The organism is Streptomyces sp. NPDC020731, assembly GCF_044334705.1.
Classification (GTDB): Bacteria; Actinomycetota; Actinomycetes; order Streptomycetales; family Streptomycetaceae; genus Streptomyces.
Genome location: NZ_JBIRTN010000010.1, coordinates 154,612 through 180,049 on the forward strand (window position 1 = coordinate 154,612; position 25,438 = coordinate 180,049).

28 protein-coding genes and 1 riboswitch are annotated in these 25,438 nt (G+C 69.1%); of the genes, 13 read left to right on the top strand and 15 right to left on the bottom strand.

Annotated elements, in window-relative coordinates; genetic code table 11:
- Nucleotides 1-56 precede the first annotated feature (56 nt).
- Nucleotides 57-1,853, bottom strand: coding sequence for a phosphomethylpyrimidine synthase ThiC (gene thiC, locus ACH4VX_RS17650; protein ID WP_398368294.1), 1,797 nt, complete (start codon nt 1,851-1,853; stop codon nt 57-59).
- A riboswitch (TPP riboswitch) is annotated at nt 1,846-2,036 on the bottom strand. It overlaps the preceding gene by 8 nt.
- Before the next feature lie 71 nt (nt 2,037-2,107).
- Between thiC and ACH4VX_RS17655 the strand changes: the two genes are divergently transcribed.
- The gene (locus ACH4VX_RS17655; protein WP_398368295.1) at nt 2,108-3,526 is read left to right on the top strand and encodes a YibE/F family protein; all 1,419 of its coding nucleotides are present in this window, start codon (nt 2,108-2,110) and stop codon (nt 3,524-3,526) included.
- A gap of 67 nt (nt 3,527-3,593) precedes the next feature.
- Here the strand turns inward: ACH4VX_RS17655 and ACH4VX_RS17660 are convergent, their stop codons facing one another.
- From ACH4VX_RS17660 to ACH4VX_RS17675, 4 genes are all read right to left on the bottom strand, one after another.
- The gene (locus ACH4VX_RS17660) at nt 3,594-4,028 is read right to left on the bottom strand and encodes an SsgA family sporulation/cell division regulator (protein ID WP_030820186.1); all 435 of its coding nucleotides are present in this window, start codon (nt 4,026-4,028) and stop codon (nt 3,594-3,596) included.
- Between the two features lie 98 nt (nt 4,029-4,126).
- Entirely contained in the window at nt 4,127-4,840 is a 714-nt protein-coding gene (locus ACH4VX_RS17665; protein ID WP_398368427.1) for an IclR family transcriptional regulator, read from the bottom strand.
- A 310-nt stretch (nt 4,841-5,150) separates the two neighbouring features.
- Nucleotides 5,151-5,363, bottom strand: a complete 213-nt coding sequence (locus ACH4VX_RS17670; RefSeq protein ID WP_030048440.1) for a DUF5326 family protein — start codon at nt 5,361-5,363, stop codon at nt 5,151-5,153.
- 149 nt (nt 5,364-5,512) lie between these two features.
- Nucleotides 5,513-5,830 (bottom strand): cupin domain-containing protein, encoded by a 318-nt coding sequence (locus ACH4VX_RS17675; RefSeq protein WP_004929283.1) that lies wholly within the window; start codon nt 5,828-5,830, stop codon nt 5,513-5,515.
- Nucleotides 5,831-5,890: 60 nt separating this feature from the next.
- On the opposite strand from ACH4VX_RS17675, the gene ACH4VX_RS17680 reads away from it, so the two are divergent.
- The 5 genes from ACH4VX_RS17680 (at nt 5,891) to ACH4VX_RS17700 (ending at nt 9,632) form a co-directional block, all read left to right on the top strand.
- Entirely contained in the window at nt 5,891-6,268 is a 378-nt protein-coding gene (locus ACH4VX_RS17680) for a phage holin family protein (protein ID WP_398368296.1), read from the top strand.
- Between the two features lie 5 nt (nt 6,269-6,273).
- Nucleotides 6,274-6,765 (top strand): low molecular weight protein-tyrosine-phosphatase, encoded by a 492-nt coding sequence (locus ACH4VX_RS17685; protein WP_398368297.1) that lies wholly within the window; start codon nt 6,274-6,276, stop codon nt 6,763-6,765.
- The gene (locus ACH4VX_RS17690; protein ID WP_398368298.1) at nt 6,762-7,931 is read left to right on the top strand and encodes a cystathionine gamma-lyase; all 1,170 of its coding nucleotides are present in this window, start codon (nt 6,762-6,764) and stop codon (nt 7,929-7,931) included. The genes ACH4VX_RS17685 and ACH4VX_RS17690 overlap by 4 nt, the downstream gene beginning before the upstream one ends.
- A 225-nt stretch (nt 7,932-8,156) precedes the next feature.
- Nucleotides 8,157-9,062 (top strand): LysR family transcriptional regulator, encoded by a 906-nt coding sequence (locus tag ACH4VX_RS17695; RefSeq protein ID WP_398368299.1) that lies wholly within the window; start codon nt 8,157-8,159, stop codon nt 9,060-9,062.
- Nucleotides 9,063-9,149: 87 nt separating this feature from the next.
- A complete protein-coding gene (locus ACH4VX_RS17700; protein WP_398368300.1) occupies nt 9,150-9,632 on the top strand; it encodes an NUDIX domain-containing protein in 483 nt (160 codons plus the stop codon).
- 10 nt (nt 9,633-9,642) lie between these two features.
- Here the strand turns inward: ACH4VX_RS17700 and ACH4VX_RS17705 are convergent, their stop codons facing one another.
- Nucleotides 9,643-10,272, bottom strand: a complete 630-nt coding sequence (locus ACH4VX_RS17705; protein WP_398368301.1) for an HAD family hydrolase — start codon at nt 10,270-10,272, stop codon at nt 9,643-9,645.
- Between the two features lie 198 nt (nt 10,273-10,470).
- Between ACH4VX_RS17705 and ACH4VX_RS17710 the strand changes: the two genes are divergently transcribed.
- Entirely contained in the window at nt 10,471-11,337 is an 867-nt protein-coding gene (locus ACH4VX_RS17710; protein WP_398368302.1) for a GNAT family N-acetyltransferase, read from the top strand.
- A gap of 5 nt (nt 11,338-11,342) precedes the next feature.
- On the opposite strand, the gene ACH4VX_RS17715 is transcribed toward ACH4VX_RS17710, so the two are convergent.
- The gene (locus ACH4VX_RS17715) at nt 11,343-11,762 is read right to left on the bottom strand and encodes a heme-binding protein (protein WP_398368303.1); all 420 of its coding nucleotides are present in this window, start codon (nt 11,760-11,762) and stop codon (nt 11,343-11,345) included.
- Between the two features lie 83 nt (nt 11,763-11,845).
- Nucleotides 11,846-13,054: an MFS transporter gene (locus ACH4VX_RS17720; protein WP_398368304.1), complete on the bottom strand. Its 1,209-nt coding sequence runs from the start codon at nt 13,052-13,054 to the stop codon at nt 11,846-11,848.
- Nucleotides 13,055-13,194: 140 nt separating this feature from the next.
- On the opposite strand from ACH4VX_RS17720, the gene ACH4VX_RS17725 reads away from it, so the two are divergent.
- On the top strand, nt 13,195-13,659 hold the full coding sequence (locus tag ACH4VX_RS17725; RefSeq protein WP_344569804.1) for a MarR family transcriptional regulator: 465 nt from the start codon (nt 13,195-13,197) through the stop codon (nt 13,657-13,659).
- A gap of 9 nt (nt 13,660-13,668) precedes the next feature.
- Nucleotides 13,669-14,121, top strand: a complete 453-nt coding sequence (locus ACH4VX_RS17730; RefSeq protein WP_398368305.1) for a GNAT family N-acetyltransferase — start codon at nt 13,669-13,671, stop codon at nt 14,119-14,121.
- A gap of 161 nt (nt 14,122-14,282) precedes the next feature.
- Here the strand turns inward: ACH4VX_RS17730 and ACH4VX_RS17735 are convergent, their stop codons facing one another.
- Both ACH4VX_RS17735 and dnaB read right to left on the bottom strand, forming a co-directional pair.
- Nucleotides 14,283-15,671, bottom strand: a complete 1,389-nt coding sequence (locus tag ACH4VX_RS17735) for a serine hydrolase domain-containing protein (protein WP_398368306.1) — start codon at nt 15,669-15,671, stop codon at nt 14,283-14,285.
- Between the two features lie 23 nt (nt 15,672-15,694).
- Nucleotides 15,695-17,173 (bottom strand): replicative DNA helicase, encoded by a 1,479-nt coding sequence (gene dnaB / locus ACH4VX_RS17740; protein ID WP_398368307.1) that lies wholly within the window; start codon nt 17,171-17,173, stop codon nt 15,695-15,697.
- Nucleotides 17,174-17,633: 460 nt separating this feature from the next.
- Between dnaB and ACH4VX_RS17745 the strand changes: the two genes are divergently transcribed.
- Nucleotides 17,634-18,971, top strand: a complete 1,338-nt coding sequence (locus ACH4VX_RS17745; RefSeq protein WP_398368308.1) for an MATE family efflux transporter — start codon at nt 17,634-17,636, stop codon at nt 18,969-18,971.
- A gap of 82 nt (nt 18,972-19,053) precedes the next feature.
- Here the strand turns inward: ACH4VX_RS17745 and rplI are convergent, their stop codons facing one another.
- From rplI to rpsF, 4 genes are all read right to left on the bottom strand, one after another.
- Complete coding sequence (rplI, locus tag ACH4VX_RS17750) at nt 19,054-19,500, bottom strand: 50S ribosomal protein L9 (protein WP_398368309.1); 447 nt, start codon at nt 19,498-19,500, stop codon at nt 19,054-19,056.
- Nucleotides 19,501-19,518: 18 nt separating this feature from the next.
- Complete coding sequence (gene rpsR, locus ACH4VX_RS17755) at nt 19,519-19,755, bottom strand: 30S ribosomal protein S18 (protein ID WP_398368310.1); 237 nt, start codon at nt 19,753-19,755, stop codon at nt 19,519-19,521.
- Between the two features lie 42 nt (nt 19,756-19,797).
- Nucleotides 19,798-20,406 (bottom strand): single-stranded DNA-binding protein, encoded by a 609-nt coding sequence (locus ACH4VX_RS17760; RefSeq protein ID WP_398368311.1) that lies wholly within the window; start codon nt 20,404-20,406, stop codon nt 19,798-19,800.
- A 76-nt stretch (nt 20,407-20,482) separates the two neighbouring features.
- Nucleotides 20,483-20,773, bottom strand: coding sequence for a 30S ribosomal protein S6 (gene rpsF / locus ACH4VX_RS17765; protein WP_004985983.1), 291 nt, complete (start codon nt 20,771-20,773; stop codon nt 20,483-20,485).
- A gap of 317 nt (nt 20,774-21,090) precedes the next feature.
- Here rpsF and ACH4VX_RS17770 point away from each other — a divergent pair, with 317 nt between their 5' ends.
- The 3 genes from ACH4VX_RS17770 to ACH4VX_RS17780 all read left to right on the top strand — a co-directional run bounded on the left by ACH4VX_RS17770 (nt 21,091) and on the right by ACH4VX_RS17780 (nt 23,807).
- Entirely contained in the window at nt 21,091-21,405 is a 315-nt protein-coding gene (locus ACH4VX_RS17770) for a hypothetical protein (protein WP_398368312.1), read from the top strand.
- Nucleotides 21,406-21,570: 165 nt separating this feature from the next.
- The gene (gene femX, locus ACH4VX_RS17775; protein WP_398368313.1) at nt 21,571-22,692 is read left to right on the top strand and encodes a peptidoglycan bridge formation glycyltransferase FemX; all 1,122 of its coding nucleotides are present in this window, start codon (nt 21,571-21,573) and stop codon (nt 22,690-22,692) included.
- 83 nt (nt 22,693-22,775) lie between these two features.
- Nucleotides 22,776-23,807 (top strand): alanine racemase, encoded by a 1,032-nt coding sequence (locus ACH4VX_RS17780; protein ID WP_398368314.1) that lies wholly within the window; start codon nt 22,776-22,778, stop codon nt 23,805-23,807.
- A gap of 80 nt (nt 23,808-23,887) precedes the next feature.
- On the opposite strand, the gene ACH4VX_RS17785 is transcribed toward ACH4VX_RS17780, so the two are convergent.
- Nucleotides 23,888-25,396, bottom strand: a complete 1,509-nt coding sequence (locus ACH4VX_RS17785) for a glycosyltransferase family 87 protein (protein WP_398368428.1) — start codon at nt 25,394-25,396, stop codon at nt 23,888-23,890.
- Nucleotides 25,397-25,438 lie beyond the last annotated feature (42 nt).

Sequence of the window (25,438 nt, forward strand, 5' to 3'; positions counted from 1 at the left end):
CCCGCGGGAGCGGCACCCACCACGGGCACCGCCCCCGCGCCGCCTGCGGCGAACGCTCAGTCCGCGATCGGCAGGTACACGCGATTGCCCGCCTCCGCGAACTCCTTCGACTTCCGAGCCATCCCCTCCTCGATCTCGTCCCGGCTTCCGCCGTGTTCACGACGGATGTCCTGAGAGATTTTCATCGAACAGAATTTCGGTCCGCACATCGAGCAGAAGTGGGCCGTCTTGGCGGGTTCCGCCGGCAGGGTCTCGTCGTGGAACTCACGTGCCGTCTCCGGATCCAGGGCGAGGTTGAACTGGTCCTCCCACCGGAACTCGAAGCGGGCGTCGGACAACGCGTCGTCCCACTCCTGGGCGCCCGGGTGCCCCTTGGCGAGGTCGGCGGCATGGGCGGCGATCTTGTAGGTGATGACGCCGGTCTTGACGTCGTCACGGTTGGGCAGGCCCAGGTGTTCCTTGGGCGTGACGTAGCAGAGCATGGCCGTGCCCCACCAAGCGATCATCGCGGCACCGATGCCGGACGTGATGTGGTCGTACGCGGGCGCGACGTCCGTCGTCAGCGGGCCGAGCGTATAGAACGGGGCTTCATCGCAGATCTCCTGCTGAAGGTCGATGTTCTCCTTGATCTTGTGCATCGGGACATGCCCCGGGCCCTCGATCATGGTCTGAACATTGAAACGCTTCGCGACCGTGTTGAGTTCCCCGAGCGTGCGCAACTCCGCGAACTGCGCCTCGTCGTTGGCGTCCGCGATGGACCCGGGCCGCAGGCCGTCGCCGAGCGAGTACGTGACGTCGTACGCGGCGAGGATCTCGCAGAGCTCCTCGAAGTTCTCGTACAGGAACGACTCCTTGTGGTGCGCCAGGCACCATGCGGCCATGATCGAGCCGCCGCGGGAGACGATGCCGGTCTTGCGGTGGGCGGTGAGCGGTACGTACGCGAGACGCACGCCCGCGTGGACCGTCATGTAGTCCACACCCTGCTCGGCCTGTTCGACGACCGTGTCCTTGTAGATCTCCCAGGTCAGTTCCTCGGCCCGGCCGTCGACCTTCTCCAGGGCCTGGTAGAGCGGCACGGTGCCGATGGGGACGGGGGAGTTGCGCAGCACCCACTCGCGGGTGGTGTGGATGTTCCGGCCGGTGGAAAGGTCCATGACCGTGTCGGCGCCCCAGCGGGTCGCCCAGGTCATCTTCTCGACCTCCTCCTCGATGGAGGACGTGACCGCCGAGTTGCCGATGTTGGCGTTCACCTTCACCAGGAACCGCTTGCCGATGATCATCGGCTCGATCTCCGGGTGATTGACGTTGGCCGGCAGCACCGCCCGGCCCGCCGCGATCTCCTCACGGACCACTTCGGGGGAGACGTTCTCCCGGACCGCGACGAACTCCATCTCGGGCGTGGTCTCACCACGGCGCGCGTACGCCAGCTGCGTGACCGCCCGGCCCCCGCGGCCCCTGCGCGGCAGGCGCGGCCGGCCGGGGAACACGGCGTCCAGATTGCGCAGGCCCCCGCGCGGAGAGGTGTGCTTGATCCCGTCGTCCTCGGGACGGACGGGACGGCCCGCGTACTCCTCCGTGTCACCGCGGGCGATGATCCAGCTCTCCCGCAGCGGAGCCAGGCCCCGGCGGACGTCGGTGTCGACGAGCGGATCGGTGTACGGGCCCGACGTGTCGTACAGCGTGACCGACTGCCCGTTGGTGAGGTGCACCTGACGGACCGGCACCCGCAGGTCGGGGCGTGCGCCCTCGACGTACGCCTTGTGCCAGCCGATGGACTTCCCGGCCTCCCCGTTCACCGACGTCTCCGTCGGGTTCTGCGTGGAGGCAGGCGTGCGTGCGTCCTTGTTGGTCATGAGACCTACTCCCTACGCCGGCATTACCCGGTAACAGGTTCGGCGGTCGACGCAGCGGTTTCCGTCTGCCGACGTTCCGTGTGAAACATCACTCGCAATTCGGTGATGTTTCATGTGAAACATCGCTGGGACGGAGGTCAGCGCCCTCTCAGCCCGGTGCTCCGAGCTCCCGCGTGTACAAAAGCGCCTCCACGCTAGCGTCATTTCTGGCGCGGTGAACAGAGGGCCCATCCCGTTCTTGCGATGATCGGGCGGTGAGCTCCACTCAACCTCCTCCGTATCCACCGCCCGAACCACCGCGCACACCCGGTGCCGGAGACGGCGGCGGCCACGCGCACGGGCACAGCCACAGTCACGGCCCGGCGGCGCCCGTCTCCCAGCACCTGCGCAAGGTCATCGCGGCGATCCTGATCCCGTTCACGGCGGCGGTGCTGATCGGACTCGCCGTGCTGTGGCCGGGCGGTGCCCCGGCGCACGAGCGCACAGGCGTCGGTTTCGACCGGCAGACACAGCGCGCCACGGTCACCAAGGTGGTCGAGCTGAGCTGTCAGTCCGTCAACGCCTCCGGGGGCGTCCCGACCGGCGACACCTCCACCGCCGAGGGCTCGTCCGCCCAGCAGCAGGCGGGCGGTACCTGCAAGAAGGCGACGATCCGGGTCGACACCGGCGACGACAAGGGCCGTACGTTCAACGAGATCGTGCAGCCGGACCAGTCCCGGCAGCTGAGCGAGGGCCAGAAGGTCGTGGTCGCCTACGAGCCCTCCGCGCCCGAGGACCTCCAGTACTCGGTCACCGATGTGGACCGGCGCTTCCCGATGGCGCTGCTCGCGGGCATCTTCGCGCTCGCCGTCGTGGCCGTGGGACGGCTGCGTGGCGTCATGGCGCTGGTCGCGCTGGCGATCAGCTTCCTGGTGCTCAACTTCTTCATCCTGCCCGCGATCCTGCAGGGATCGAACCCGCTGGTCGTGGCGGTGGTGGGGGCGAGCGCGATCATGCTGATCGCCCTGTACCTGTGTCACGGGCTGTCGGCGCGTACGTCGGTGGCGGTGCTCGGCACACTGATCTCGCTGCTGCTGATCGGCTTCCTGGGCTCGGTGTTCATCGGGTGGGCCGCGCTGACCGGCAACACCGACGACAACACCGGTCTGATCCACGGGCTGTATCCCGGGATCGACATGAGCGGTCTGCTGCTGGCCGGCGTCATCATCGGTTCGCTCGGTGTCCTCGACGACGTGACGGTCACCCAGACGTCCGCGGTCTGGGAGCTGCATGAGGCCAACCCCTCGACGGGCTGGCGCGGGCTGTACCGCGCTGGCATCCGCATCGGCCGCGATCACATCGCGTCCGTGGTCAACACGCTGGTCCTCGCCTACGCGGGCGCCGCACTGCCGCTGCTGCTGCTGTTCTCCATCGCGCAGAGCAGCGTGGGGACGGTCGCCAACAGCGAGCTGGTCGCGGAGGAGATCGTGCGCACCCTGATCGGCTCGATCGGCCTGGTGGCCTCGGTACCGGTGACCACGGCCCTGGCCGCGCTGGTGGTCTCGGCCGACCGCCCGACGGCTCAGGCACGGACGCAGGCATACGGACCGGCGCAGGCACACGGGACCGGGCAGGTACCGGATGCACGGCCTGCCGCAGGGCGCGGCGGGCGGGGCAGGCGCCGTAAGCGCTGATGTCCCGGATGGCGGGCGGAGCGCGCTGAAGCGTTCCGCCACCGGTCCACCCGACTGGCGGAACGCTTCAGCCGGCGCTCTGCTCCGCCAGGATCCGGTCCAGCGCGTCGTCCAGGTGGGCGTCGAAGTCGGCGAGCGCCCCCTCCTGGCCCAGCGGCACCAGCTTGTCGGTGCGGTCGAGGAAGGCCACGAGCGGTGCGGTCGACGAACGGAACAGCGCTTGATCGCTGCCGACCTGAAGTCGGATCAGCACCTCGCCCAGTACGTCGGGATCCACCGGCGAGACGCGTACGTCGCCCTCCCCGCACGGCCGCCCGACGCCGTCGATCAGCAGTTCCCGACCGAACGCCCAGGTCACTGGAGCATCTCCCGGCAAGTGGAAGGTCAGCCGCACGGCGTAGGGGTCACAGGTGTCGTAGCGGAGCTCAACCGGGATGCGGAAGGACAGTTCCTCCGACACGAGAAAGCTCATCATGACCTCTGCCTGTACGGATTCGCGCATCGCCTACCCCGTCATTCGCCACGGACTGGCCGGGCATGAACACTGACACCAGAGGGAATCTTGCTGAACGTACACAGCAGATCACAAGGAGTGAGTTTTCAGATACTGATAGACAGCGCGAGTGACCCGACAAGACGCCCCATCTCGGTCTGCAGTCGCTGCGCCGCGGGGAGGAGCCGGTCGGCCTGGTGTGCGGGCAGCGAGATGGCCATCGCCGCGGCCGTACCGCCGACGGTGATGGGGATCGCCGCGCACACCGCCCCCAGGACGTACTCCTGACGCTCCATCACCGGCTCCATCCGCCGGGTCCGCTCCAGGCGCCTCAGCAGGCCGTGGTCGTCGCGCACGGTGTACGGCGTGACGGGCCGCACGGGATGGCGGTCGAGGTGGTCGCGGCGCGCCTCCTCGTCGAGCTGGGAGAGCAGGCACTGTCCGACCGCGTGGGCGTGTCCGGTCTCCCGGAAATCGGCCCACTCCTCGACCGCGGGATTGGCAGGGGTGTCGGAGACGCAGACGACGTCGATCTCGCCCTCGCGGTACACGGCGTAGTACACCGGGGCGCCGATCGCGTCCCGCCAGCGGGCGAGGGTGTCGACCACCGTGCTGCGACGTTTCTGCTCCGCCCCGCTGCTGCTCAGCCGTTCTGCCGCCTCCCCCAGGAAGAACAGCCCCTTGTCGCGGCGCAGATAGCCCTCGTGCACCAGGGTGCGCAGCAGGTGGTACGTGGTGGGGAGCGCCAGTCCGGTCTCCCTGGCCAGTTGTTTGGCGGGAGCCCCGTAGTCGTGCCCGGCGACGGTCTCCAGCAGGCGCATGGCTCGCTGGACGGAGCTGATGAGGGTCGCGGTGGGCGGCGGCGCGGTGGGCTCCGGCGAGCGGGGCTGCGGAGGGACCGCGGTCAGCTGCGCGGAGCCGGTGCCAGTCGTGGCCAAGGGTCACTCCCGAAACGCGAGGGGGCAGCCCGTGCGGGGAACACGGGTGGGGGTCGCCGCTCGCGGGGATCGTCCCCGCGTCGAGTTCCGGACTCTAACGGGCTGTCACCGCATGCGGACGGCCCGCCGGAGAAACTTCCCCCGCCCGAGGGAACCGGTGATTCCTGTTACCGCTTCACCGGTCCCCCTCGGCTCACCAGTCGCTGCGCGACGAAGAGCTCGATGTGAACTTCCGTACGACATAGATCAGTCCGCCGACCAGCGCCACGAAGACCAGCACCTTGAAGAGCAGTCCGATCACGAAGCCGACCACGCTCGCTATCAGCCCGCCGAACACAACCAGGGCGATGACCGGCACCGCGATCCACTTCACCCACCACGGCAGTCCCGCGAAGATCTCTCGCATCGCCCTCGTCCTTACCTCTCCGCCCGCCGAGTGCCGGGTCGCGTCGATGATGTCCTGCACCCGATGCTAGGGCGGCAGATGCTCCGGCGGGGGCCTCGGATCCCTTGTCCTCCCCTGACCGTTCCCCTAGGGAACCCCGACAGCGCCCCTCAGCTCTCGGGGGGAGAGAACACCACCAGAACCCGCAGATCCTCGCTGATGTGGTGGAACTTGTGGGCCACTCCGGCCGGTACGTACACGACGCTGCCGCGTGCCACCTGGGTGGTCTCCATGCCGACGGTGATCGCCGCGCGGCCGCTGACGACGAAGTACACCTCGTCCTGGCTGTGCGGCTGCTGCGGATCCTGGGCGCCGGCGTCCAGGGCGTAGAGGCCGACCGACATGTTCCGTTCACGCAGGAACTGCAGATATGCCCCGTCGTTGGCGGCGCGCTCCGCCTCCAGTTCGTCCAGCCGGAATGCCTTCATCGCCTTGTCCCGCCCCTGCCTCACTGCCCGAGTCCGATCGTGTCTGCCACGATCAGACACATGATGAATTTCCTAGTCAAGACGATCGCCAACGCGGGCGCCCTGGCGGTCGCCGTGTGGCTGCTCGACAAAATCACCCTGACCGGTGACAGCACGGGCAAGGAGATCGGCACCCTCATACTGGTCGCACTGATCTTCGGTCTGGTGAACTTCCTGGTCAAGCCGGTGGTGAAGCTGCTGAGTCTCCCCCTGCTCATCCTGACGCTGGGGCTGTTCACCCTGGTGGTGAACGCACTGATGCTGCTGCTCACCTCCTGGCTCGCCGACCAGTTCGACCTGAGCTTCCACGTGGAGGGCTTCTGGACGGCCGTACTGGGCGGTCTGATCATCTCCGTCGTCTCCTGGGCGCTCAACGTCATCCTGCCCGACGGGGACTGAGCACCATGACCTACCGCGTCTGCTTCGTCTGCACCGGCAACATCTGCCGCTCCCCGATGGCCGAGTCCGTCTTCCGCGCGCGGGTGGCGGAGGCCGGACTCGACGGCCCGGTCGAGGTGGACAGCGCCGGTACGGGCGGCTGGCACGAGGGCGAGGGCGCCGATCCCCGCACGGTGACCGTGCTGCGGGAGAACGGTTACGGCACCGGCCACACGGCCCGGCGGTTCGATCCGTCCTGGTTCGCCCGCCTCGATCTCGTCATCGCACTCGATTCCGGCCACCTCAGGGCGCTGCGCCGCCTCGCGCCCACGGACCGGGACGCCGACAAGGTGCGTCTGCTGCGCTCCTACGATCCCGCTGCCGGCGACGATCCAGACGTACCGGACCCCTACTACGGGGGTGCGGACGGATTCAACGAGTGTCTTGAGATGGTGGAGGCGGCGAGCACCGGACTGCTCGCCGCGGTACGTGAGCGGGTGGAAGGACAGACGGCATGAACGATTCGACGACGGGCGCGGGCCACGGGCAGGCGCTGCCGGACGGGGCGGGCGAGGGCACCCGCGCGGTGCGGGCCGGGCTGCCCGAGCCGGTCAAGCACGAACCGACCCTGCCCGGACCGGTGTTCGCCGCCCACTTCCATCTGCCGGGCGATCCCACCGGCCCGTACACCTACGGCCGGGACGAGAACCCGACCTGGACGCTGTTGGAACGGGCCATCGGCGAGCTGGAGGCACCCGGCCGGGACGACGCCGAAACCCTGGTGTTCGCCTCGGGCATGGCCGCGATCTCCTCGGTGATCTTCTCCCAGCTGCGCACCGGGGACGCGGTCGTCCTGCCGAACGACGGCTACCAGGCCCTGCCCCTGGTGCGGGCCCAGCTGGAGACGTACGGCATCGAGGTGCGGACCGCGCCGACGGGCGGCGACGCGCAGCTCGAGGTCCTCGACGGCGCGAAGCTGCTGTGGATCGAGACGCCCTCGAATCCGGGGCTCGACGTGTGCGACGTACGACGGCTCGCCGAGGCGGCACACGCGCGCGGTGCCCTGGTCGCCGTCGACAACACCCTCGCGACGCCGCTCGGCCAGCGCCCGCTGGAGCTCGGCGCCGACTTCGCGGTGGCCAGCGGTACCAAGCAGCTCACCGGGCACGGCGACGTGCTCCTGGGATACGTCACCGGCCGGAACGCCGAGGCCATGGCCGCCGTCCGTCGCTGGCGCAAGATCGTCGGTGCCATTCCGGGGCCCATGGAGGCATGGCTCGCGCACCGCTCGATCGCCACGCTCCAGCTCCGCGTCGACCGGCAGAACGCCACCGCGCTGACGCTCGCCCGGGCGCTGCGGGAGCGGTCCGAGGTCACAGGGCTGCGTTATCCGGGGTTGCCCGACGATCCCTCGCACAGGATCGCCTCGCAGCAGATGCGGCGCTACGGGTGCGTGGTGTCCTTCACGCTGCCCACGCGCGCGCGTGCGGACCGTTTCCTCGACGCGCTGCGGCTCGTAGACGACGCGACGAGCTTCGGCGGCGTACGGTCCACGGCGGAGCGGCGCGGGCGCTGGGGCGGGGACGCGGTGCCGGAGGGTTTCATCCGCTTCTCCGTGGGCGCCGAGGACCCGGAGGACCTGGTCGCGGACGTACTGCGCGCCCTGGACGAATCAGCCGGCTGACCGGCCGCTCCGGCCGGGCGGTAAGGCACCCGGCACACTGCGGCGGACGGTCCGAGCCTCCCCCCTCGTGGCTCGGACCGTCCTCGGTTCTGCGCGCGAAGAACCGCGTGACCAAGGCTAGTTGACTTAGTGTCAGTGTCCAATCACAGTAACGGCAGCGGCCTATCGACTTATTTATAGTTGGACGTCCGGCCCCGGAGCGGAGCCGGAGAAGGAGGGTGTGGCGTGGATCTGGCCTTGCTGCGGACCTTCGTGACCGTGCACCGGGCCGGTTCCTTCACCCGTGCCGCCGCCCTGCTCGGCCTCTCCCAGCCGGCCGTGACCTCGCAGATACGGACGCTGGAACGGCAGCTGGGGCGGCCCCTGTTCCTTCGGCAGGCGCGCGGCGTGACACCGACGACCACCGGGGACGAGCTCGCCCACAAGGCGGCGCCACATCTCGACGCCCTGGTGGAGATAGCCGAGTCCGGACTGGAGGAGGACTCCTCCTTACGGACACTGCATCTGGCCGGTCCTCCGGAGTTCACCGCCGAACGGGCACTGCCCGCGCTCACGGAGCTGACCGGCGAGGACGGCCAGAGCTTCGCCCTGCGTGCCTCCTTCGGCACCGCCGAGGAAGTCCTCGAGGGGCTGGCCGCCGGACATCACGATCTGGCCATCAGCACGGCCCGGCCACGCGGCGCCCTGCTCTCGGCGACTGCGCTCTGCGACGAGGAGCACGTCCTGGTCGCCGCCCCGCACTGGGCCGAGCGGATCGGCTCCGGCACGCTCCGCCGCACGGGTCCGTCGGTCCTGGAACACGTCCCGGTGGTCGAGGTGCACGAGTCGCTGCCCTTCGTCACCCGCTACTGGACCTCCGTCTTCGACTCCCGCCACGTCGCTCCGGGCACCGTCATCGTCCCGGATCTACGCGCGGTACTGGCCTGCGCCACCGCGGGAGCGGGGCTGGCGGTGCTGCCCCGCTACCTCTGCGCGGGTGCACTCGGGCGGGGCGAGGTGGTGGCCCTGCACGAACCGACGGTGCCTCCGCTGCGCACGTACTTCCTGGTGGTCCGCACCGGCACGCTGGCGATGCCGCACATCGCGCGGGCCCACGAGTGGCTGGAGCGGGCGGCCACCGGCTGGTGCTGACCTACCGGGGCGGCGTCTCACCGCGGGAAGCCGGCCGCTGCCCTCCCGCGATGTTTCACGTGGAACCAGCCGGGCCACATTCCTTCCATGACCGTCCGACCCGTGGTCAAGCGCACCGCCCGAGCCGTTCTGCTGGACGGCGAGAACCTGATTCTGATCAAGCGCACCAAACCAGGCGTGGATCCCTACTGGCTCACCCCAGGCGGCGGAGTGGAACCGGAGGACTCCACCGTCGTGGACGCCCTGCACCGGGAGGTGTACGAGGAACTCGGCGCGAAGATCACCGATGTGGTGCCCTGCTTCGTCGACACCGTGGAACACATCGGCGAGGACGACGGCGCCACCGGCGTGAAGGTGCAGCACTTCTTCGTATGCCGCCTGGAATCCATGGACCCGTCCCTGCGTCACGGTCCGGAGGTCGACGAACCCATCGGCGAGTACGAGATCGTCCGCGTACCCTTCACCCGCGTCGGAATCGCCTCCGTCCATCTGGTACCGCTGTCGCTGCGGCACTACCTGGACGGCAATATCGAGGGCGTACGCGCCATGCACGCCCCCGACCTGGGGTGACACCCGCCCCTTACGCGGCCCGCACCAGTTCGTAGGCTTCCCAGAGGTCCCGCCCCGTGTAGGAGTGGGTCGCGAGGCCGGTCAGATGCCGGTCCGCGTTGACCGCGACGGAGACCGGCACCGCGCCGAACAGGTCCCTGTCCGACATCGAGTCGCCATAGGCGACGCAGTCCGCACGGGTCACCCCGAACTCCGCGCACAGACGGTCGGCGATCCGGACCTTGGCCGCCGCGCTGAGGACGCCGACCGGGTCCACGGGCTTCGTGAAGGGGACGGCGGGGAATCGAGAGCCGTACGCCGCGTGCGCACCCCAGTCGATGAGCCGTTCCACGAAGAAGGACGGGGACAGCGAGACAACGGCGCAGTAGTCACCGTTCCGTGTGAGCTCTGCCCAGACCTCGCGGATACGGGCCAGCCACGGAGCCGCTTCGAACGCCGCCGCCACATGCGCCTCCGTGAGGCCCGCCCAGAGCGTGTGCACCTGTATGGCGTACTCCGGTGGCCCGATGAGGCCGGAGGAGATCGCCCGGTCGAGGGCCACCGTCTCGGCTTCCAGTCCCAACTGCCGCGAGATCTCCACGGGAGCCGAGCTGCCATGGAGCAGGGTGCCGTCGAGATCGAAGAGATGAAGCCTCGCCATGAGCGACGAGGTTAACGGGCCCCGCTCCCTTCGTCTCCCGATGGAAGGAATCGGCCGCACGCCGTTCTCGTATGTTTCACGTGAAACGTCCCGTGCCCGTGTCCGCGCTCCGTCCGCGACCACGGCGTGGCCAAAAGCTCGCACGAGTCTCCCGAAACGGGTGGACGCCGAAGCCCCCTGTCGGACAGCCTGACCTGCGTGCCGACACCTTCCCTTGCCTCTCTGCCCATCCGCCGTCTGACGCTCCGTGACCTCACCGCCTGCGCCGACTTGTCCGAGGACCGGGGGTGGCCACGGGAGGAGCACAAGTGGGGCCTCCTCCTTGCGGCCGGGAGGGGTCACGGCATCGACGATCCCGACGGTGGCCTGGTGGCCGCCTGCGTCGTCACCGAGTACGGGCCGCAGGAACAGCCCGCTCTCGCGGCCGTCGGCATGGTCCTGGTCGCCGAACGGCATGCCCGCCGGGGCGTGGGACGCCGACTCATGCGTCACATCGTCTCCGCGATGGGCACCACACCCCTCACCCTGCACGCGACCCCCTATGGCCGTCCGCTCTACGAGGAGCTCGGTTTCAAGGTCACCGGCCATGCCGAGATGTTGCGCGGACACTTCGTCTCCACGGGTGACCGGCCGGAGGCCGTCACCCGGGCCGCGACCGCAGAGGATCTCCCGGCGATCGTCCGGCTCGACGAGCAGGTGTTCGGCGTCGACCGCACGCACATCGTCACCCGCCTGCCCGCCTTCGCCGATCAGTTGCGTGTCGCCGAGGAGGACGGACGGATCATCGGTTACGCGGCTGCCTGGCCCAACATGGACACCCATGTCGTGGGCCCGCTCATCGCCCGCGACACGGCGACGGCCGAAGCACTGCTCGCTTCGCTCGCCGCCCGCACCGACCGGCCGCTGCGCACCGACATCGATGTGCGACACGAAGAGCTGCTGAGCTGGGCGAAGGCACACGGGCTGGCATCCGTCGCGTTGAACGCCGTCATGACGTACGGGATCACGGAGCTGCCCGGGAACTGGAGCCGACGGTTCGCCCCGCTGACGGTCGCTGCGGCCTGAGGCCGTCAGACGAGGGCCTCCACGGCGGTCGTGGCGAAGGCATGGTCCTGCTCCGGGGCACCACCGCCGACACCGATCGCACCGATCAGCCGGCCGTCGCGCCCGACGGGCACGCCCCCGGCGATGAACAGCAGCGGCCGGTCGAGTGCGGTGGGCAGGGTGTGGAAGAGGCCTCCGGGCCGCACGGCGTCCACGAGGTCGGCGGTCGGCGTGTTCATCTGGAGCGCGGTGTACGCCTTGCGGGTGCTGGTCTCCCCGGAGATCAGCACGGCGCGGTCGTCACGGCGGAAGGCGAGCAGATGCCCACCCGCGTCGAGGACGGTGACACTGACCGTGACACCGGCCGCGTCCGCGGCCTGGCGTGCCGCGCCGACCAGGGCTTCGGCTTCCGCGGTGGTGAGCGGGGCGACGGCGGTGGTGCTCATGGGAATTCTCCTTATGGTACTCGGTGATGTCGGTGGTGCCGGGTGGGGAACCGGTGGATGCGGGGGTGCGCCGGTCCTGTGGGTCAGTGGGGGACGGCGGTCCGGCACTCGGTGGGCACCGGGCCGGCGGGCAGGATGCCGGATGGGGTGTCGCGGCGCTCGAGAGCGGCCGAGACGAACGCCAGCACCAGGGCACTCGCGGCGAGAACGGCACCGACCCAGTTGGGTGCGGTGTAGCCGAGGCCGACCCCGATCACAAGGCCGCCGAGCCAGGCGGACAACGCGTTGCCGAGGTTGAAGGCGCCGATGTTCAGGGCCGAGGCCAGGGTGGGGGCGCCGTGCGCCTGGTCGAGGACCCGCTTCTGCAGGGGCGGAACCGTGGCGAATCCCAGGGCACCGATGAGGGCGATGGTGACGGCGGCGGTGATCTTGTTGTGCGCGGTCAGGGTGAAGAGCGCGAGGACGACGGCGAGGGCGCCCAGGGAGAGGTACAGCATGGGCATCAGGGCGCGGTCCGCGTACCTGCCGCCGATGAGGTTGCCGCCGACCATGCCGAGTCCGAAGAGGACCAGCAGCCAGGTCACGGAGCCGTCGGCGAAGCCGGCGACGTGCGTCATCATCGGCGCGATGTAGGTGACGGCCGCGAAGACGCCGCCGAACCCGAGGACGGTCATCGCCATGGCGAGCAGGACCTGGACGTTCTTCAGGGCGGCCAGTTCGTGACGCAACCGCACACCCTCGGCCTTGGGCATGTCGGGGACGAGCTTGGCGATGCCGGCCAGGCCGACGACGCCGAGGGTGGCGACGATGCCGAAGGTGACCCGCCAGCCGACGGACTGGCCGACGAGCGTGCCCAGCGGAACACCGACGACATTGGCGACGGTCAGTCCGGTGAACATCAGGGCGATGGCTCCGGCCTTCTTGTCCGGGGCGACCAGGTCGGCCGCGACCACCGAGCCGATACCGAAGAAGGCGCCGTGGGCCAGTGAGGCGATCACCCGCCCGGCCAGCATGAGGCCGAAGGACGGGGCCAGCGCGGAGAGCAGGTTCCCCGCGATGAACAACCCCATCAGCAGCATCAGCATCCGCTTGCGGGAGATCTTGGTGCCGAGCACGGTCATCAGCGGGGCGCCGAACAGGACACCCAGCGCGTAGCCGGTCACCAGATAGCCGGCGGTGGGGATGGAGACACCGAAGTCACCCGCGACCTCGGGCAGCAAGCCCATGATCACGAACTCCGTGGTTCCGATTCCGAAGGCCCCGATCGCGAGGGCCAGAAGCGCGAGAGGCATGGGGACAGACCTTCCCAGATGATTGCAGGGGCGCTTTGCGTTCACCGACAATAATTGCAGACGCGGGTTATTTGCAAACGCCGTCTATTGCGGGCTTGCTCTACCCTGGTGTCAGCAGCTCCTGGACGGAGGAAACGCCCATGACAGCCACGGACCCCGCGCTCACCGCCCTCGCTCAGGGCTGGTGCGCGCTCTCCCTGCTGCACGGGAGGATCGAGGCCCACATCGAGCGCGCCCTTCAGGCCCGGCACGACCTGAGCGTGCGGGAGTACTCCCTGCTCGACGTACTGAGCCGGCAGCACGACGGCGACGGGGGCCATCTGCAGATGAAGCAGGTCGCCGACGCGGTCGTGCTCAGCCAGAGCGCCACCACACGCCTGGTCACCCGCCTCGAGGACCGCGGACTGCTGGAGCGCTACCTGTGCCCCACCGACCGCCGGGGCATCTACACCAACGTCACCGAGGCCGGTCTCAAGCTGCTGGACGAGGCGCGGCCGACCAACGACACGGCCCTGCGCGAGGCCCTCGACACGGCGGCGGAGAACCCCGACCTCGCTCCCCTGGTCCGGGCCGTGGAAACACTGAAGGCGCCGGTGCCCGCGTAGGGTGCCGGCATGGAAGACCTGGAGATACGGGCCGCGGTCGCCGATGACGTTCCCGCGATCGTCGGCATGCTCGCGGACGACCCCCTGGGCGCGCAGCGCGAGTCGCCGGACGACCTCAGCCCGTACCTGACCGCTCTGGAGCGGCTCAGCGCCGACCCGAACCAGCACCTGGTCGTCGCGGTCCGCGAAGGCCGCGTCGTCGGCACGCTTCAACTCACGGTCGTTCCCGGACTCTCCCGCCGCGGTGCCACCCGGTCGGTCATCGAAGCGGTCCGCGTCCACGCGGACGAGCGCGGCAGCGGCCTGGGGAGCCGACTCGTCGAGTGGGCGATCGACGCGTCCCGCCGCGAGGGCTGCCAACTGGTCCAGCTGACCTCCGACAACACCAGGACCGATGCCCACCGTTTCTACGAGCGGCTCGGCTTCACGGCTTCCCACGTGGGCTTCAAACTGCCGCTGTGACGAAGGCGCCGGGGCCCTGTTTCACGTGGAACAGGACCCCGCGTCCACTTCCTGGCGGCCGGGGCCAGGAGGTGTCGTTTGGATCTTGCCGGGGTCGCGGGGTCCGGCACGCACATCTGCGGCGTTGCCGCCTGAAGCCGGCCTGATCCAAACGACACCCCCTAGCCGATACCCCGCCAGCCTTCCGGGTCCACTCCGCCCGGCACCGGAGCACCCTGGTCGTACGGCTGACGCGTGAACACGAACGAGCCCAGGTCGAGATGGCTCAGCGACCCGTCCGGCCGCCGTACGGGCTTCAGGAGTTCTCCGGCGTAGTAGCCCTCCAGGCCCGCCCAGGTACCGTCCTCCGTCGGGCGGAAACGCGAGCGCCGGCCGTTGCCGGACAACGGCTCCAGCGAGACGAGACCGTCGGCCGAGAGCCGGAGCGCGAACGCGGACGTCCCCCAGTACCACTGCCCCACCAGCTCCAGTGCCGCCGGGTCTGCCTCTCGCAGCGGCTGCCAGGGAGCCGGGATACGTGGTTCCGCCTCGGCGACGATCCGGACGAGGTCGGCGGCGACCGCGAACGGCGCCGACCCGGACGTGCAGTTGGTCAGGACCACCGCGCTCACGTCGTCCGCCACGCCGATCGTGAGGCAGGCGAGGAAGCCCGGCAGTGAACCCGTGTGCCCGACGAGAGCACGTCCGTGCTGGTGACGGATCTCCAGGCCCAGGCAGTACGCGTAACCGCTCGCCACGTCCGCCGCCTCGACCGGTGCGGCCGGCGTCCTCATCTCCCGCAACGACTCCGCGCTCAGCACCTGTTCGTCACCTTCGGCCAGGAAGGCCGCGAAGCGCGCCAAGTCATCTGCGGTGGACCACAGTTGCCCTGCCGGCGCCATCACCCCGAGATCCTCCGGCGGCTCGGGCAGCATCACATCGGCCCACGGATGCACCGCCCAGCCACCCGCGTACGGCGCTTCCGCGCGCGCAGTCGTGCGACGCAGGCCCAGAGGCACGAGCACTTCGCGCCGAAGCACCTCCTCCCACGGGGCACCGCGCAGCTTCTCGACCAGGGCGCCGAGCAACGCGTATCCGGGATTCGAGTAGTGGAACCGCCGGCCGACGGGGTGCACCAGGGGCCGCTCGCCCAGCACGTCGGCGAGACCGGGGCGCAGGGATCCGGGGGTCCGCTCCCACCAGGGCCCGGGCGTCTCGGCGGCCAGCCCGGCGCTGTGTGCGAGCAGTTCGGCGACGGTCACCTCGCCCACACCCGTACCCGGCAGGTGCTTCTCCAGCGGGTCGGCGAGATCGAGCGCTCCCTCGTCGCGCAGCCGAAGCACCAGAACGGCCGTGAAGGTCTTGGTGATCGAACCGATCCGGTACTGCACGTGCTCGTCCGGAGCGTGTCCTTCCACCGAGGTCCGCGCCCCCGTCCACACGGTCGTCCCGCCCCGCACCACGGCCGCGACGAGCGACGGCGCGCGTCCTTCGCTCTGGGCTACGGCGATCCTGTGCAGCAACGCCCGCCGCGTACCGGGCAGCAGTTCTTCCTGATGAGGTGTCGTCATGCCCTCAGTTCAGCAGGAACGGATCAGATCTGCGCCATGTCCACGAAGCGCGAGTAGTGCCCCTGGAAGGCGACCGTGATCGTGGCCGTCGGACCGTTTCGGTGCTTCGCCACGATCAGGTCCGCCTCACCCGCGCGTGGGGACTCCTTCTCGTAGGCGTCCTCGCGGTGCAGCAGGATGACCATGTCGGCGTCCTGCTCGATGGAGCCGGACTCACGCAGGTCGGAGACCATCGGCTTCTTGTCCGTGCGCTGCTCGGGGCCACGGTTGAGCTGGGAGAGCGCGATCACCGGGACCTCCAGCTCCTTGGCGAGCAGCTTGAGGTTACGGGACATGTCCGAGACCTCTTGCTGACGGCTCTCGGCGCGTTTGGAACCACCGGACTGCATCAGCTGGAGGTAGTCGATGACGACCAGTCGGATGTCGTTGCGCTGCTTGAGGCGACGGCACTTGGCGCGGATCTCCATCATCGACAGGTTGGGGGAGTCGTCGATGTAGAGCGGTGCCGCCGAGACGTCCGGCATCCGGCGTGCCAGGCGTGTCCAGTCCTCGTCGGTCATCGTGCCGGAGCGCATGTGGTGCAGGGCGACCCGGGCCTCGGCGGACAGCAGGCGCATCGCGATCTCGTTGCGCCCCATCTCGAGCGAGAAGATGACACTCGGCAGGTTGTTCTTGATGGACGCGGCCCGCGCGAAGTCCAGGGCGAGCGTCGACTTGCCCATCGCGGGACGCGCGGCGATGACGATCATCTGACCCGGGTGCAGGCCGTTGGTGAGCGAGTCGAAGTCGGTGAACCCGGTGGGCACCCCGGTCATCTCACCGCTGCGCGATCCGATCGCCTCGATCTCGTCGAGCGCGCCCTCCATGATGTCGCCGAGCGGCAGGTAGTCCTCGCTGGTGCGCTGCTCGGTGACCGCGTAGATCTCCGCCTGCGCGCGGTTGACGATCTCGTCGACGTCGTCGTCGCCCGCGTATCCCATCTGCGTGATGCGCGTGCCGGCCTCGACCAGGCGGCGCAGCACGGCGCGCTCGTGCACGATCTCCGCGTAGTAGGCCGCGTTGGCCGCCGTGGGGACCGTCTGGACGAGGGTGTGCAGATACGAGGCCCCGCCGACCTTGTTGATCTCACCGCGCTTGGTCAGCTCCGCGGCGATGGTGATGGGGTCGGCCGGCTCCCCCTTGGCGTAGATGTCGAGGACGGCCGTGTAGATGGTCTCGTGGGCCGGCTTGTAGAAGTCGTGGCCCTTGAGGATCTCGACGACGTCGGCGATGGCGTCCTTGGACAGCAGCATGCCGCCCAGCACGGACTGCTCGGCCTCGAGGTCCTGCGGCGGCACCCTTTCGAACGCGGAGCCTCCGCCGTCCCACACTCCGCTGTCCCGGCCGCGGTCGTGCTGCTCGTCGCGGCCCCTGCCCCGGTCCTCACGGCGGCGGGAGGCGGGCAGACGATCACTGGGTCCGCTCTCGGCCCACGGGTCGTCCAAGGGCTCGGAAATGCTCACCGAGCCACCTCCTCCCGTCCGCCGGAACGGACCTCGCCGTGCCTCTCTGTTCTACGGCACGGCACTGACAAATAAGAGGCCCAACTCCAGTTGTCGCACGCCGGATTTGTGGTGTTTCTGAAACCGGTGGACGGAGCGAGCGCCGGACCACCGTAGGCCCGTCGGCACCGTCAGCCAATCTGGTTATCCACAGGCCCTGTGGACGACTGGCCCAATGTTGTGGAGAACTCCGCAAAACCTGTGCACGAGCCGGTGGACAGCCCTGTGAACAAGCCCGCACCTTTACCATCAACAAGGCTGTGACCTGCAATTTCATCATCCACTGGCTGTGCAGAAGAAAAAGTTGCCCAGTCGGATCAAGATCGCTTCATGTGGTGTACGCAAGCCCACACCCAGAGCCACAAAGTAAGGGTCTCCAAGGCTTTGCATCTCTTACCTGTGGACGATTAGATTGGTGCACATGACACAGGCCCCCGCGCGGCCCGGAGCCGCTCGACGACGGCATGACCGCGAGATCGTCATGCTGGCAGTCCCCGCCTTCGGCGCCCTCGTCGCCGAGCCGCTCTTCGTCATGGCGGACAGCGCCATCGTCGGCCACCTGGGCACGGCGCAGCTCGCCGGTCTCGGCGTCGCCTCGGCCCTTCTGATGACCGCCGTGAGCGTCTTCGTCTTCCTGGCCTACGCCACCACGGCCGCCGTCGCCCGACGCGTCGGAGCCGACGACCTCCCGTCGGCCATCCGCCAGGGCATGGACGGAATCTGGCTGGCGCTGCTCCTCGGCGCCACCGTCATGGCCGTCGTCCTGCCCACGGCACCCGCCCTCGTGAACCTCTTCGGCGCCTCCGACACAGCGGCCCCCTACGCGACCACCTATCTGCGGATCTCCACACTCGGCATACCGGCCATGCTGGTCGTGCTCGCCGCGACCGGTGTCCTCCGCGGACTGCAGAACACCAGGACACCGCTCTACGTCGCCATCGCCGGCTTCGTCGCCAACGGTGTACTCAATGTCGCACTGGTCTATGGCGCCGGCTTCGGCATCGCGGGCTCCGCCTGGGGCACCGTTATCGCGCAGTGCGGCATGGCCGCGGTCTATCTGACCGTGGTACTGCGCGGGGCGCGCAGGCACGGGGCGTCGCTGCGCCCGGACGTCGCCGGGATCAGGGCGTCCGCCCAGGCGGGCGTTCCCCTGCTGGTCCGGACCCTCTCGCTCCGGGCGATCCTGATGATCGCGACAGCCGTCGCCGCCCGTCTCGGCGACTCCGACATCGCGGCCCACCAGATCATCCTCTCCCTGTGGAGCCTGCTCGCCTTCGCCCTGGACGCCATCGCCATCGCCGGGCAGGCCATCATCGGGCGTTGTCTGGGGGCCGGCGACACCCAGGGTGCTCGTGAGGCATGCCGCCGCATGGTCGAGTGGGGGATCGCCGTCGGTGTCGTCCTCGGCGTACTGGTGGTGCTCGCCCGGCCGGTGTTCCTGCCCCTGTTCACCAGTGACGCCACGGTCACGGACACGGCACTGCCCGCCCTGGTACTGGTGGCGCTGTCCCAGCCGATCTGTGGCATCGTCTTCGTCCTGGACGGGGTCCTGATGGGCGCGGGCGACGGACCGTACCTGGCGTGGGCGATGCTGCTGACCCTCGCCGTGTTCACTCCCGCCGCCCTGCTGGTTCCCGCGCTCGGAGGCGGGCTCACCGCGCTGTGGGCCACGATGACGCTCATGATGACCGTGCGCATGGTGACCCTGTGGTTCCGTACCCGCTCCGGCCGCTGGATCGTCACGGGCGCCGCCCGCTGACCGTTTCACGTGAAACACGGCGATGGGGGCCGCACCCCGAAGGGTGCGGCCCCCATGCTCACTGCTTCAGCGAGCGCGGCATTCAGCCGGCGACGACCTCGAGGCTGACCTTGGCGGCCACCTCGGGGTGCAGACGCACGGACGTCTCATGGGCGCCCAGCGTCTTGATCGGCGAGCCCAGTTCGATACGGCGCTTGTCGACCTCGGGACCACCGGCGGCCTTGATCGCCGAAGCGATGTCGGCCGGGGTGACGGAACCGAAGAGACGACCGGCGTCGCCGGAGCGGACGGCCAGGCGGACCTTGACGCCCTCGAGCTGGGCCTTCACCTGGTTGGCCTGCTCGATGGTCTGAATCTCGTGGATCTTGCGAGCACGACGGATCTGCTCGACGTCCTTCTCGCCGCCCTTGGTCCAGCGGATCGCGAGCTTCCGCGGAACCAGGTAGTTGCGAGCGTAACCGTCCTTGACGTCGACGACGTCGCCCGCGGCACCGAGGCCGGAGACCTCATGGGTGAGGATGATCTTCATGAGTCGGTCACCCTTCCCTTATCGCGCGGTGGAGGTGTAGGGCAGCAGCGCCACCTCACGGCTGTTCTTGATGGCCGTGGCGACGTCACGCTGGTGCTGCGTGCAGTTGCCGGTCACGCGGCGGGCACGGATCTTGCCGCGGTCGGAAATGAACTTCCGCAGCATGTTCGTGTCCTTGTAGTCCACGTACGTGACCTTGTCCTTGCAGAATGCGCAGACCTTCTTCTTAGGCTTGCGCACAGGCGGCTTCGCCATGATGTCTCTCCTGTGTGATCAAGAAGTGTGGGTACGGCCCGCCTAGAAGGGGGGCTCGTCCGAGTAGCCGCCGCCGCTGCCGCTGCCGCCGTTGCCGCCGCTGCCGGAGCCACCGCCCCAGCCGCCGCCACCACCACCCTGCTGGCCACCGGCGGGAGCACCGGTCGCCCACGGGTCGTCGGCGGGAGCACCGCCGCCCTGCTGGCCACCGCCGGGGCCGCCGCCCCAGCCGCCGCCACCCTGGCCGCCGCCACCGCCGCCGCCATAGCCGCCCTGGCCACCGCGGCCGGTGGTCTTGGTGACCTTGGCCGTGGCGCTGCGCAGGCTGGCGCCGACTTCCTCGACGTCCAGCTCGTAGACCGTGCGCTTGACGCCCTCACGGTCCTCGTAGGACCGCTGCTTCAGCCGGCCCTGCACAATGACGCGCATGCCTCGCTGGAGCGACTCGGCGACGTTCTCCGCCGCCTGGCGCCAGACCGAGCAGGTCAGGAACAGGCTCTCGCCGTCCTTCCACTCGTTCGTCTGACGGTCGAAGGTGCGGGGAGTCGACGCGACGCGGAACTTCGCGACGGCCGCACCGGACGGGGTGAAGCGCAGCTCGGGGTCGTCGACAAGATTGCCGACGACCGTGATGACGGTCTCGCCTGCCATGGGGAACCTCTCGGCGGGTTTGCTGCTGGCTGCTGGTGCTGCTACTCGGATCCCGGGATCAGCTGAGCGGAAGAGCTCAGTGGGTCTCGGGACGGAGGACCTTGGTCCGGAGGACCGACTCGTTCAGGTTCATCTGGCGGTCGAGCTCCTTGACGACCGCAGGCTCGGCCTGCAGGTCGATGACCGAGTAGATGCCCTCGGGCTTCTTCTTGATCTCGTACGAGAGACGACGACGGCCCCAGGTGTCGACCTTCTCGACCTTTCCGCCGCCGTCACGGACGACAGAAAGGAAGTTCTCGATCAGCGGGGAGACAGCACGCTCCTCGAGATCGGGGTCGAGGATGACCATCACCTCGTAGTGACGCATGTGGAACCCACCTCCTTTGGACTCAGCGGCCACGGTCGTTCCGTGGCAGGAGGGTCGTGATGCGTTGCGCAACGATGCCTGTCAGTAAAACAGCCGCCACTGACAATCGAGGTCGGGCGGCGATCTCCCAGACCGGCCGGGACGGACCGTGGTCCTGCCCTGCCTTTGCCTGGCTCTGTCCGGACAGACACCGGTGCAGACGCTACAGAGTACCCGCACAGCGGCTTCCGGTTGAAATCCGGCCGTGGGGACAGTCAATCTGTACACATCGGGTGTGTACGGCGCTACGATCCGCCGCCTTTCGCAGGAGGTGCCCCATGGCACAGGCATTGCGACCCAACACCGCCGGAGGCCTTTTCGCCACGGACGGCAAGCCCCATCCGCTCCAGCACGCCCTGCTGGCGGTGACCCTGGTGCTGGGCCTCACGTCCTTCATCACGGCGATGTTCCACCATCTGCACCTGCTCAGCTCCTGGACCGGCCTGGTGGGGATCCTCACCGGCGCGTACGGCCAGTGGATCTCGGTGACGACCCGCGAGCGCTTCGGCCTCGTCCTGGGCCTCGGTGCCGCGGCGGTCGGGTTCTTCCTGGGCATGGCGCACGGGGGCCTCTTCGGCGGCCTCTTCGACTGACGTCGGACACCCTTCTTTCGAACATCGTCGAACGCCCCGGCCGGCGACGGGCCGGGGCGGAGGTCCCGTGCGCCCAACCGGGGCGCCCCCGAGGCGCAGTAGGCTTCGCGCGAGAGCCGGAGCCCCTGAACCCATGGGGACACACCAGCCCGAGGAGCGCCCCGAATGAGCCTGACCCTGAGGACCATCAGCCGAGAGCAGCATCTGGCCTACATCCAGAGCCTGCCGTCGGCGAGTCACATGCAGGTCCCGGCCTGGGCTGATGTCAAGGCGGAATGGCGCTCGGAGAGCCTCGGCTGGTTCGACGACCGGACCGGTGAACTGGTCGGTGCCGGTCTCGTCCTCTATCGGCAGCTGCCCAAGATCAAGCGTTACCTCGCCTATCTGCCCGAGGGTCCGGTCATCAACTGGTTCGCGCCGAATCTTCAGGAGTGGATCGAGCCGATGCTCGCCCATCTGAAGCAGCAGGGCGCGTTCTCGGTGAAGATGGGCCCGCCGGTGATCATCCGGCGCTGGGAGGCCCCGACCATCAAGAAGGGCATCCAGGACCAGGACGTGAAGCGCCTGCGCGACCTGGAGGCCGATTTCATCGAGCCCCGCGCCTTCGAGGTCGCCGACAAGCTGCGCCGCATGGGCTGGCAGCAGGGTGAGGACGGCGGCGCCGGCTTCGGGGACGTCCAGCCCCGCTACGTCTACCAGGTGCCGCTGGCCAACCGCGCCCTGGAAGATGTCCACAAGAACTTCAACCAGCTGTGGCGCCGCAACATCAAGAAGGCGGAGAAGGCCGGTGTCGAGGTCGTCCAGGGCGGTTACAACGATCTGCCCGAGTGGCAGCGGCTGTACGAGATCACGGCCGTGCGCGACCACTTCCGGCCCCGCCCGCTGTCGTACTTCCAGCGCATGTGGTCGGCCCTCAACACCGAGGACCCCAACCGCATGCGGCTGTATTTCGCCCGGCACAACGGCGTGAACCTCTCCGCGGCGACGATGCTGATCGTCGGCGGGCACGTCTGGTACTCCTACGGCGCCTCCGACAACATCGGCCGTGAGGTCCGGCCCTCGAACGCGATGCAATGGCGGATGCTGCGCGACGCCTACGCGCTCGGCGCGACCGTCTACGACCTGCGCGGCATCTCCGACTCACTGGACGAGACCGACCACCTCTTCGGTCTGATCCAGTTCAAGGTCGGCACCGGCGGTCAGGCCGCCGAGTACCTCGGCGAGTGGGACTTCCCGCTGAACAAGCTGCTCCACAAGGCGCTCGACATCTACATGTCGCGCCGCTGACCTCCGTTTCGCCGCTCCGACGGCTCCATTCGTTCCCCCACCTCTGATACACCGCAGCCACGAGAAAGGTTCCAGGTCCGGCCATGGCGCTCACGCTCTACGTCGACACCGCGCGCTGGCGGGCGCATCACAAGCACGTGCAGGAGCAGTTCCCGGGGCTGGTCCCGGTCTGCAAGGGCAACGGCTACGGCTTCGGCCACGAACGGCTGGCCGAGGAGGCCACCCGACTGGGCTCGGACGTCCTCGCGGTCGGCACGACGTACGAGGCCGCCCGGATCAAGGACTGGTTCGGCGGTGACCTGCTGGTGCTGACGCCGTACCGGCGCGGCGAGGAGCCGGTGCCGCTGCCCGACCGGGTCATCCGCTCGGTGTCGTCCATCGACGGCGTGTACGGACTGGTGGGCGCCCGGGTGGTCATCGAGGTGATGTCCTCGATGAAGCGGCACGGCATCAGTGAGCAGGACCTGCCTCAGCTGCACTCCGCGATAGAGAACGTCCGGCTGGAGGGCTTCGCCATCCACCTGCCGCTGGACCGCACCGACGGCTCGGACGCCGTCGAGGAGGTCATCGGCTGGATGGACCGCCTGCGGGCGGCCCGTCTCCCGCTGCACACGATGTTCGTGAGCCATCTCAAGGCCGACGACCTCGCCCGGCTGCAGCAGCAGTTCCCGCAGACCCGCTTCCGCGCCCGGATCGGCACCCGGCTCTGGCTGGGGGACCACGAGGCCACCGAGTACCGGGGCGCGGTCCTGGACGTCACGCGCGTCGCCAAGGGGGACCGGTTCGGCTACCGGCAGCAGAAGGCCGCCTCCGACGGTTATCTGGTGGTCGTGGCGGGCGGTACGTCGCACGGGGTGGGCCTGGAGGCCCCCAAGGCCCTGCACGGGGTCATGCCGCGTGCCAAGGGCGTCGCCCGCGCCGGCCTCGCCACGGTCAACCGGAACCTTTCGCCGTTCGTCTGGGGCGGCAAGCAGCGCTGGTTCGCCGAGCCGCCGCACATGCAGGTGTCGATCCTGTTCGTGCCCGCGGACGCGCCGGAACCGCAGGTGGGCGAGGAACTGGTGGCCCATCTCCGGCACACCACCACGCAGTTCGACCGGCTCCTCGACCGCTGAGAGCGAGAAGGCCGTACACGGTTCTCCCGTGTACGGCCTTTCCTGTGCCCTGGGCGGACGTCACCCTCCGGGCGGTTCGCTCAGAGCGAACCGCTGGTGGCTTCCGTTCTGCCCCATTCGACCGGGGGCCCCTCGAAGTGGGCCGCGTGTCGCGCCGGGCGAGCCGCGGGGCCGAGCACGAACACGTCCTCCGCCCCGTCCAGCACCCCGCCCGAGGGGTCGTCGTCACCGGACCGGCGCACCGGGTCCCGCTCCGGCATCAGGATGTCGCGCAGGACCATGGCACACAGGTAGAGCGTCCCCAGCAGATGCACGCCGATCGCCCAGTGGTAGCCGTCGGTGGGCAGTCCCTTGTGGGCGTCACCGCTGGTCGTGTAGGCGAGGTACATCCAGATGCCCAGGAAGTACGCCACCTCGCAGGCCTGCCAGACGAGGAAGTCCCGCCACTTCGGCCGGGCCAGGGCCGCCAGCGGCACCAGCCACAGGACGTACTGCGGCGAGTAGACCTTGTTGGTGAGGATGAACGCCGCGACGATCAGGAAGGCGAGCTGGGCGAAGCGCGGCCGGCGGGGAGCCGTGAGCGCGAGTGCAGCGACGCCCACGCAGCACAGCAGCACCAGCACCATGGCGAGCGTGTTGACCGTGTCGGTGCTCAGCGGGTCGTCCGAGTTCTGCGCCAGGATCAGCCAGAAGGAGCCGAAGTCGACGGGTCGCTCCCGGCTGAACGAGTAGAACTTCGACCAGCCGTCGAAGGCGAAGAGCATCACGGGCCCGTTCACGACGAGCCAGGCGACGGCCGTGCCGCCGAGGGCCGTGCCGTACTCCCGCCACCGTCCCGCGCGCCAGCACAGCACCAGCAGCGGCCCGAGCAACAGCACGGGATAGAACTTGGCGGCCGTGGCGAGCCCGAGGAGGACGCCGAAGGCGAGGGAGCGTCCCCGCGACCACATCAGCATCGCGGCGGCCGTCAGAGCGACCGCCAGCAGGTCCCAGTTGATGGTCGCGGTCAGCGCCAAAGCCGGTGCCAGCGCGACCAGCAGGCCGTCCCAGGGCCGCCTCGCGTGCGTACGGGTCACGCAGACGACGATGACGGCCGCGCACGCCATGAGCATCCCGGCGTTGACCATCCAGTACCACTGCTCCTGGTCCTGGATGCTGCCGCTGCCGGGGGTGAGCCAGGCGGTGACCTCCATGAACAAGCCGGTCAGCACCGGGTACTCGAGGTACTGCATGTCCCCGGGGAGCTGATCGAAGTACGGCACCAGCCCGTCGGCGAAACCGCGCCCCTGGTAGAGGTGCGGGATGTCCGAGTAGCACGCGTGCGTGTACTGGGAGCTGGCACCGAAGAACCAGGCGCCGTTGTAGCAGGGTGCCTTCTGCACCAGGCCGAGGGTGAACATGCCGATCGCCACGAGTGCGATCACCCGCACCGGGGACCACCAGGAGGTCCCGGTCAGAGCGCGCCGCCCGAGCGGACCGCCGATCAGCTCGCTGCCGGCCGCGGCGACCCGGTCCTCCGCGGTCGGCCGCACCGGCTCCGGCTCGTGGACGCTCGCTTGCGTCGATTCTCCACTGGGCATGCCGCACATCCTGCCGTACATGACTGGGAATACGCCGAGGGCCGCCGTACC

Excerpts from the sequence above, each read along its gene's own strand:
- thiC (WP_398368294.1), bottom strand. The coding sequence starts at position 1,853 with ATGACCAACAAGGACGCACGCACGCCTGCCTCCACGCAGAACCCGACG.
- ACH4VX_RS17660 (WP_030820186.1), bottom strand. The coding sequence starts at position 4,028 with ATGCGCGAATCCGTACAGGCAGAGGTCATGATGAGCTTTCTCGTGTCG.
- ACH4VX_RS17665 (WP_398368427.1), bottom strand. The coding sequence starts at position 4,840 with ATGCGCCTGCTGGAGACCGTCGCCGGGCACGACTACGGGGCTCCCGCC.
- ACH4VX_RS17670 (WP_030048440.1), bottom strand. The coding sequence starts at position 5,363 with ATGCGAGAGATCTTCGCGGGACTGCCGTGGTGGGTGAAGTGGATCGCG.
- ACH4VX_RS17675 (WP_004929283.1), bottom strand. The coding sequence starts at position 5,830 with ATGAAGGCATTCCGGCTGGACGAACTGGAGGCGGAGCGCGCCGCCAAC.
- ACH4VX_RS17680 (WP_398368296.1), top strand. The coding sequence starts at position 5,891 with ATGATGAATTTCCTAGTCAAGACGATCGCCAACGCGGGCGCCCTGGCG.
- ACH4VX_RS17685 (WP_398368297.1), top strand. The coding sequence starts at position 6,274 with ATGACCTACCGCGTCTGCTTCGTCTGCACCGGCAACATCTGCCGCTCC.
- ACH4VX_RS17690 (WP_398368298.1), top strand. The coding sequence starts at position 6,762 with ATGAACGATTCGACGACGGGCGCGGGCCACGGGCAGGCGCTGCCGGAC.
- ACH4VX_RS17700 (WP_398368300.1), top strand. The coding sequence starts at position 9,150 with ATGACCGTCCGACCCGTGGTCAAGCGCACCGCCCGAGCCGTTCTGCTG.
- ACH4VX_RS17705 (WP_398368301.1), bottom strand. The coding sequence starts at position 10,272 with ATGGCGAGGCTTCATCTCTTCGATCTCGACGGCACCCTGCTCCATGGC.
- ACH4VX_RS17715 (WP_398368303.1), bottom strand. The coding sequence starts at position 11,762 with ATGAGCACCACCGCCGTCGCCCCGCTCACCACCGCGGAAGCCGAAGCC.
- ACH4VX_RS17720 (WP_398368304.1), bottom strand. The coding sequence starts at position 13,054 with ATGCCTCTCGCGCTTCTGGCCCTCGCGATCGGGGCCTTCGGAATCGGA.
- ACH4VX_RS17725 (WP_344569804.1), top strand. The coding sequence starts at position 13,195 with ATGACAGCCACGGACCCCGCGCTCACCGCCCTCGCTCAGGGCTGGTGC.
- ACH4VX_RS17730 (WP_398368305.1), top strand. The coding sequence starts at position 13,669 with ATGGAAGACCTGGAGATACGGGCCGCGGTCGCCGATGACGTTCCCGCG.
- ACH4VX_RS17735 (WP_398368306.1), bottom strand. The coding sequence starts at position 15,671 with ATGACGACACCTCATCAGGAAGAACTGCTGCCCGGTACGCGGCGGGCG.
- ACH4VX_RS17745 (WP_398368308.1), top strand. The coding sequence starts at position 17,634 with ATGACACAGGCCCCCGCGCGGCCCGGAGCCGCTCGACGACGGCATGAC.
- rplI (WP_398368309.1), bottom strand. The coding sequence starts at position 19,500 with ATGAAGATCATCCTCACCCATGAGGTCTCCGGCCTCGGTGCCGCGGGC.
- rpsR (WP_398368310.1), bottom strand. The coding sequence starts at position 19,755 with ATGGCGAAGCCGCCTGTGCGCAAGCCTAAGAAGAAGGTCTGCGCATTC.
- ACH4VX_RS17760 (WP_398368311.1), bottom strand. The coding sequence starts at position 20,406 with ATGGCAGGCGAGACCGTCATCACGGTCGTCGGCAATCTTGTCGACGAC.
- rpsF (WP_004985983.1), bottom strand. The coding sequence starts at position 20,773 with ATGCGTCACTACGAGGTGATGGTCATCCTCGACCCCGATCTCGAGGAG.
- ACH4VX_RS17770 (WP_398368312.1), top strand. The coding sequence starts at position 21,091 with ATGGCACAGGCATTGCGACCCAACACCGCCGGAGGCCTTTTCGCCACG.
- femX (WP_398368313.1), top strand. The coding sequence starts at position 21,571 with ATGAGCCTGACCCTGAGGACCATCAGCCGAGAGCAGCATCTGGCCTAC.
- ACH4VX_RS17780 (WP_398368314.1), top strand. The coding sequence starts at position 22,776 with ATGGCGCTCACGCTCTACGTCGACACCGCGCGCTGGCGGGCGCATCAC.
- ACH4VX_RS17785 (WP_398368428.1), bottom strand. The coding sequence starts at position 25,396 with ATGTGCGGCATGCCCAGTGGAGAATCGACGCAAGCGAGCGTCCACGAG.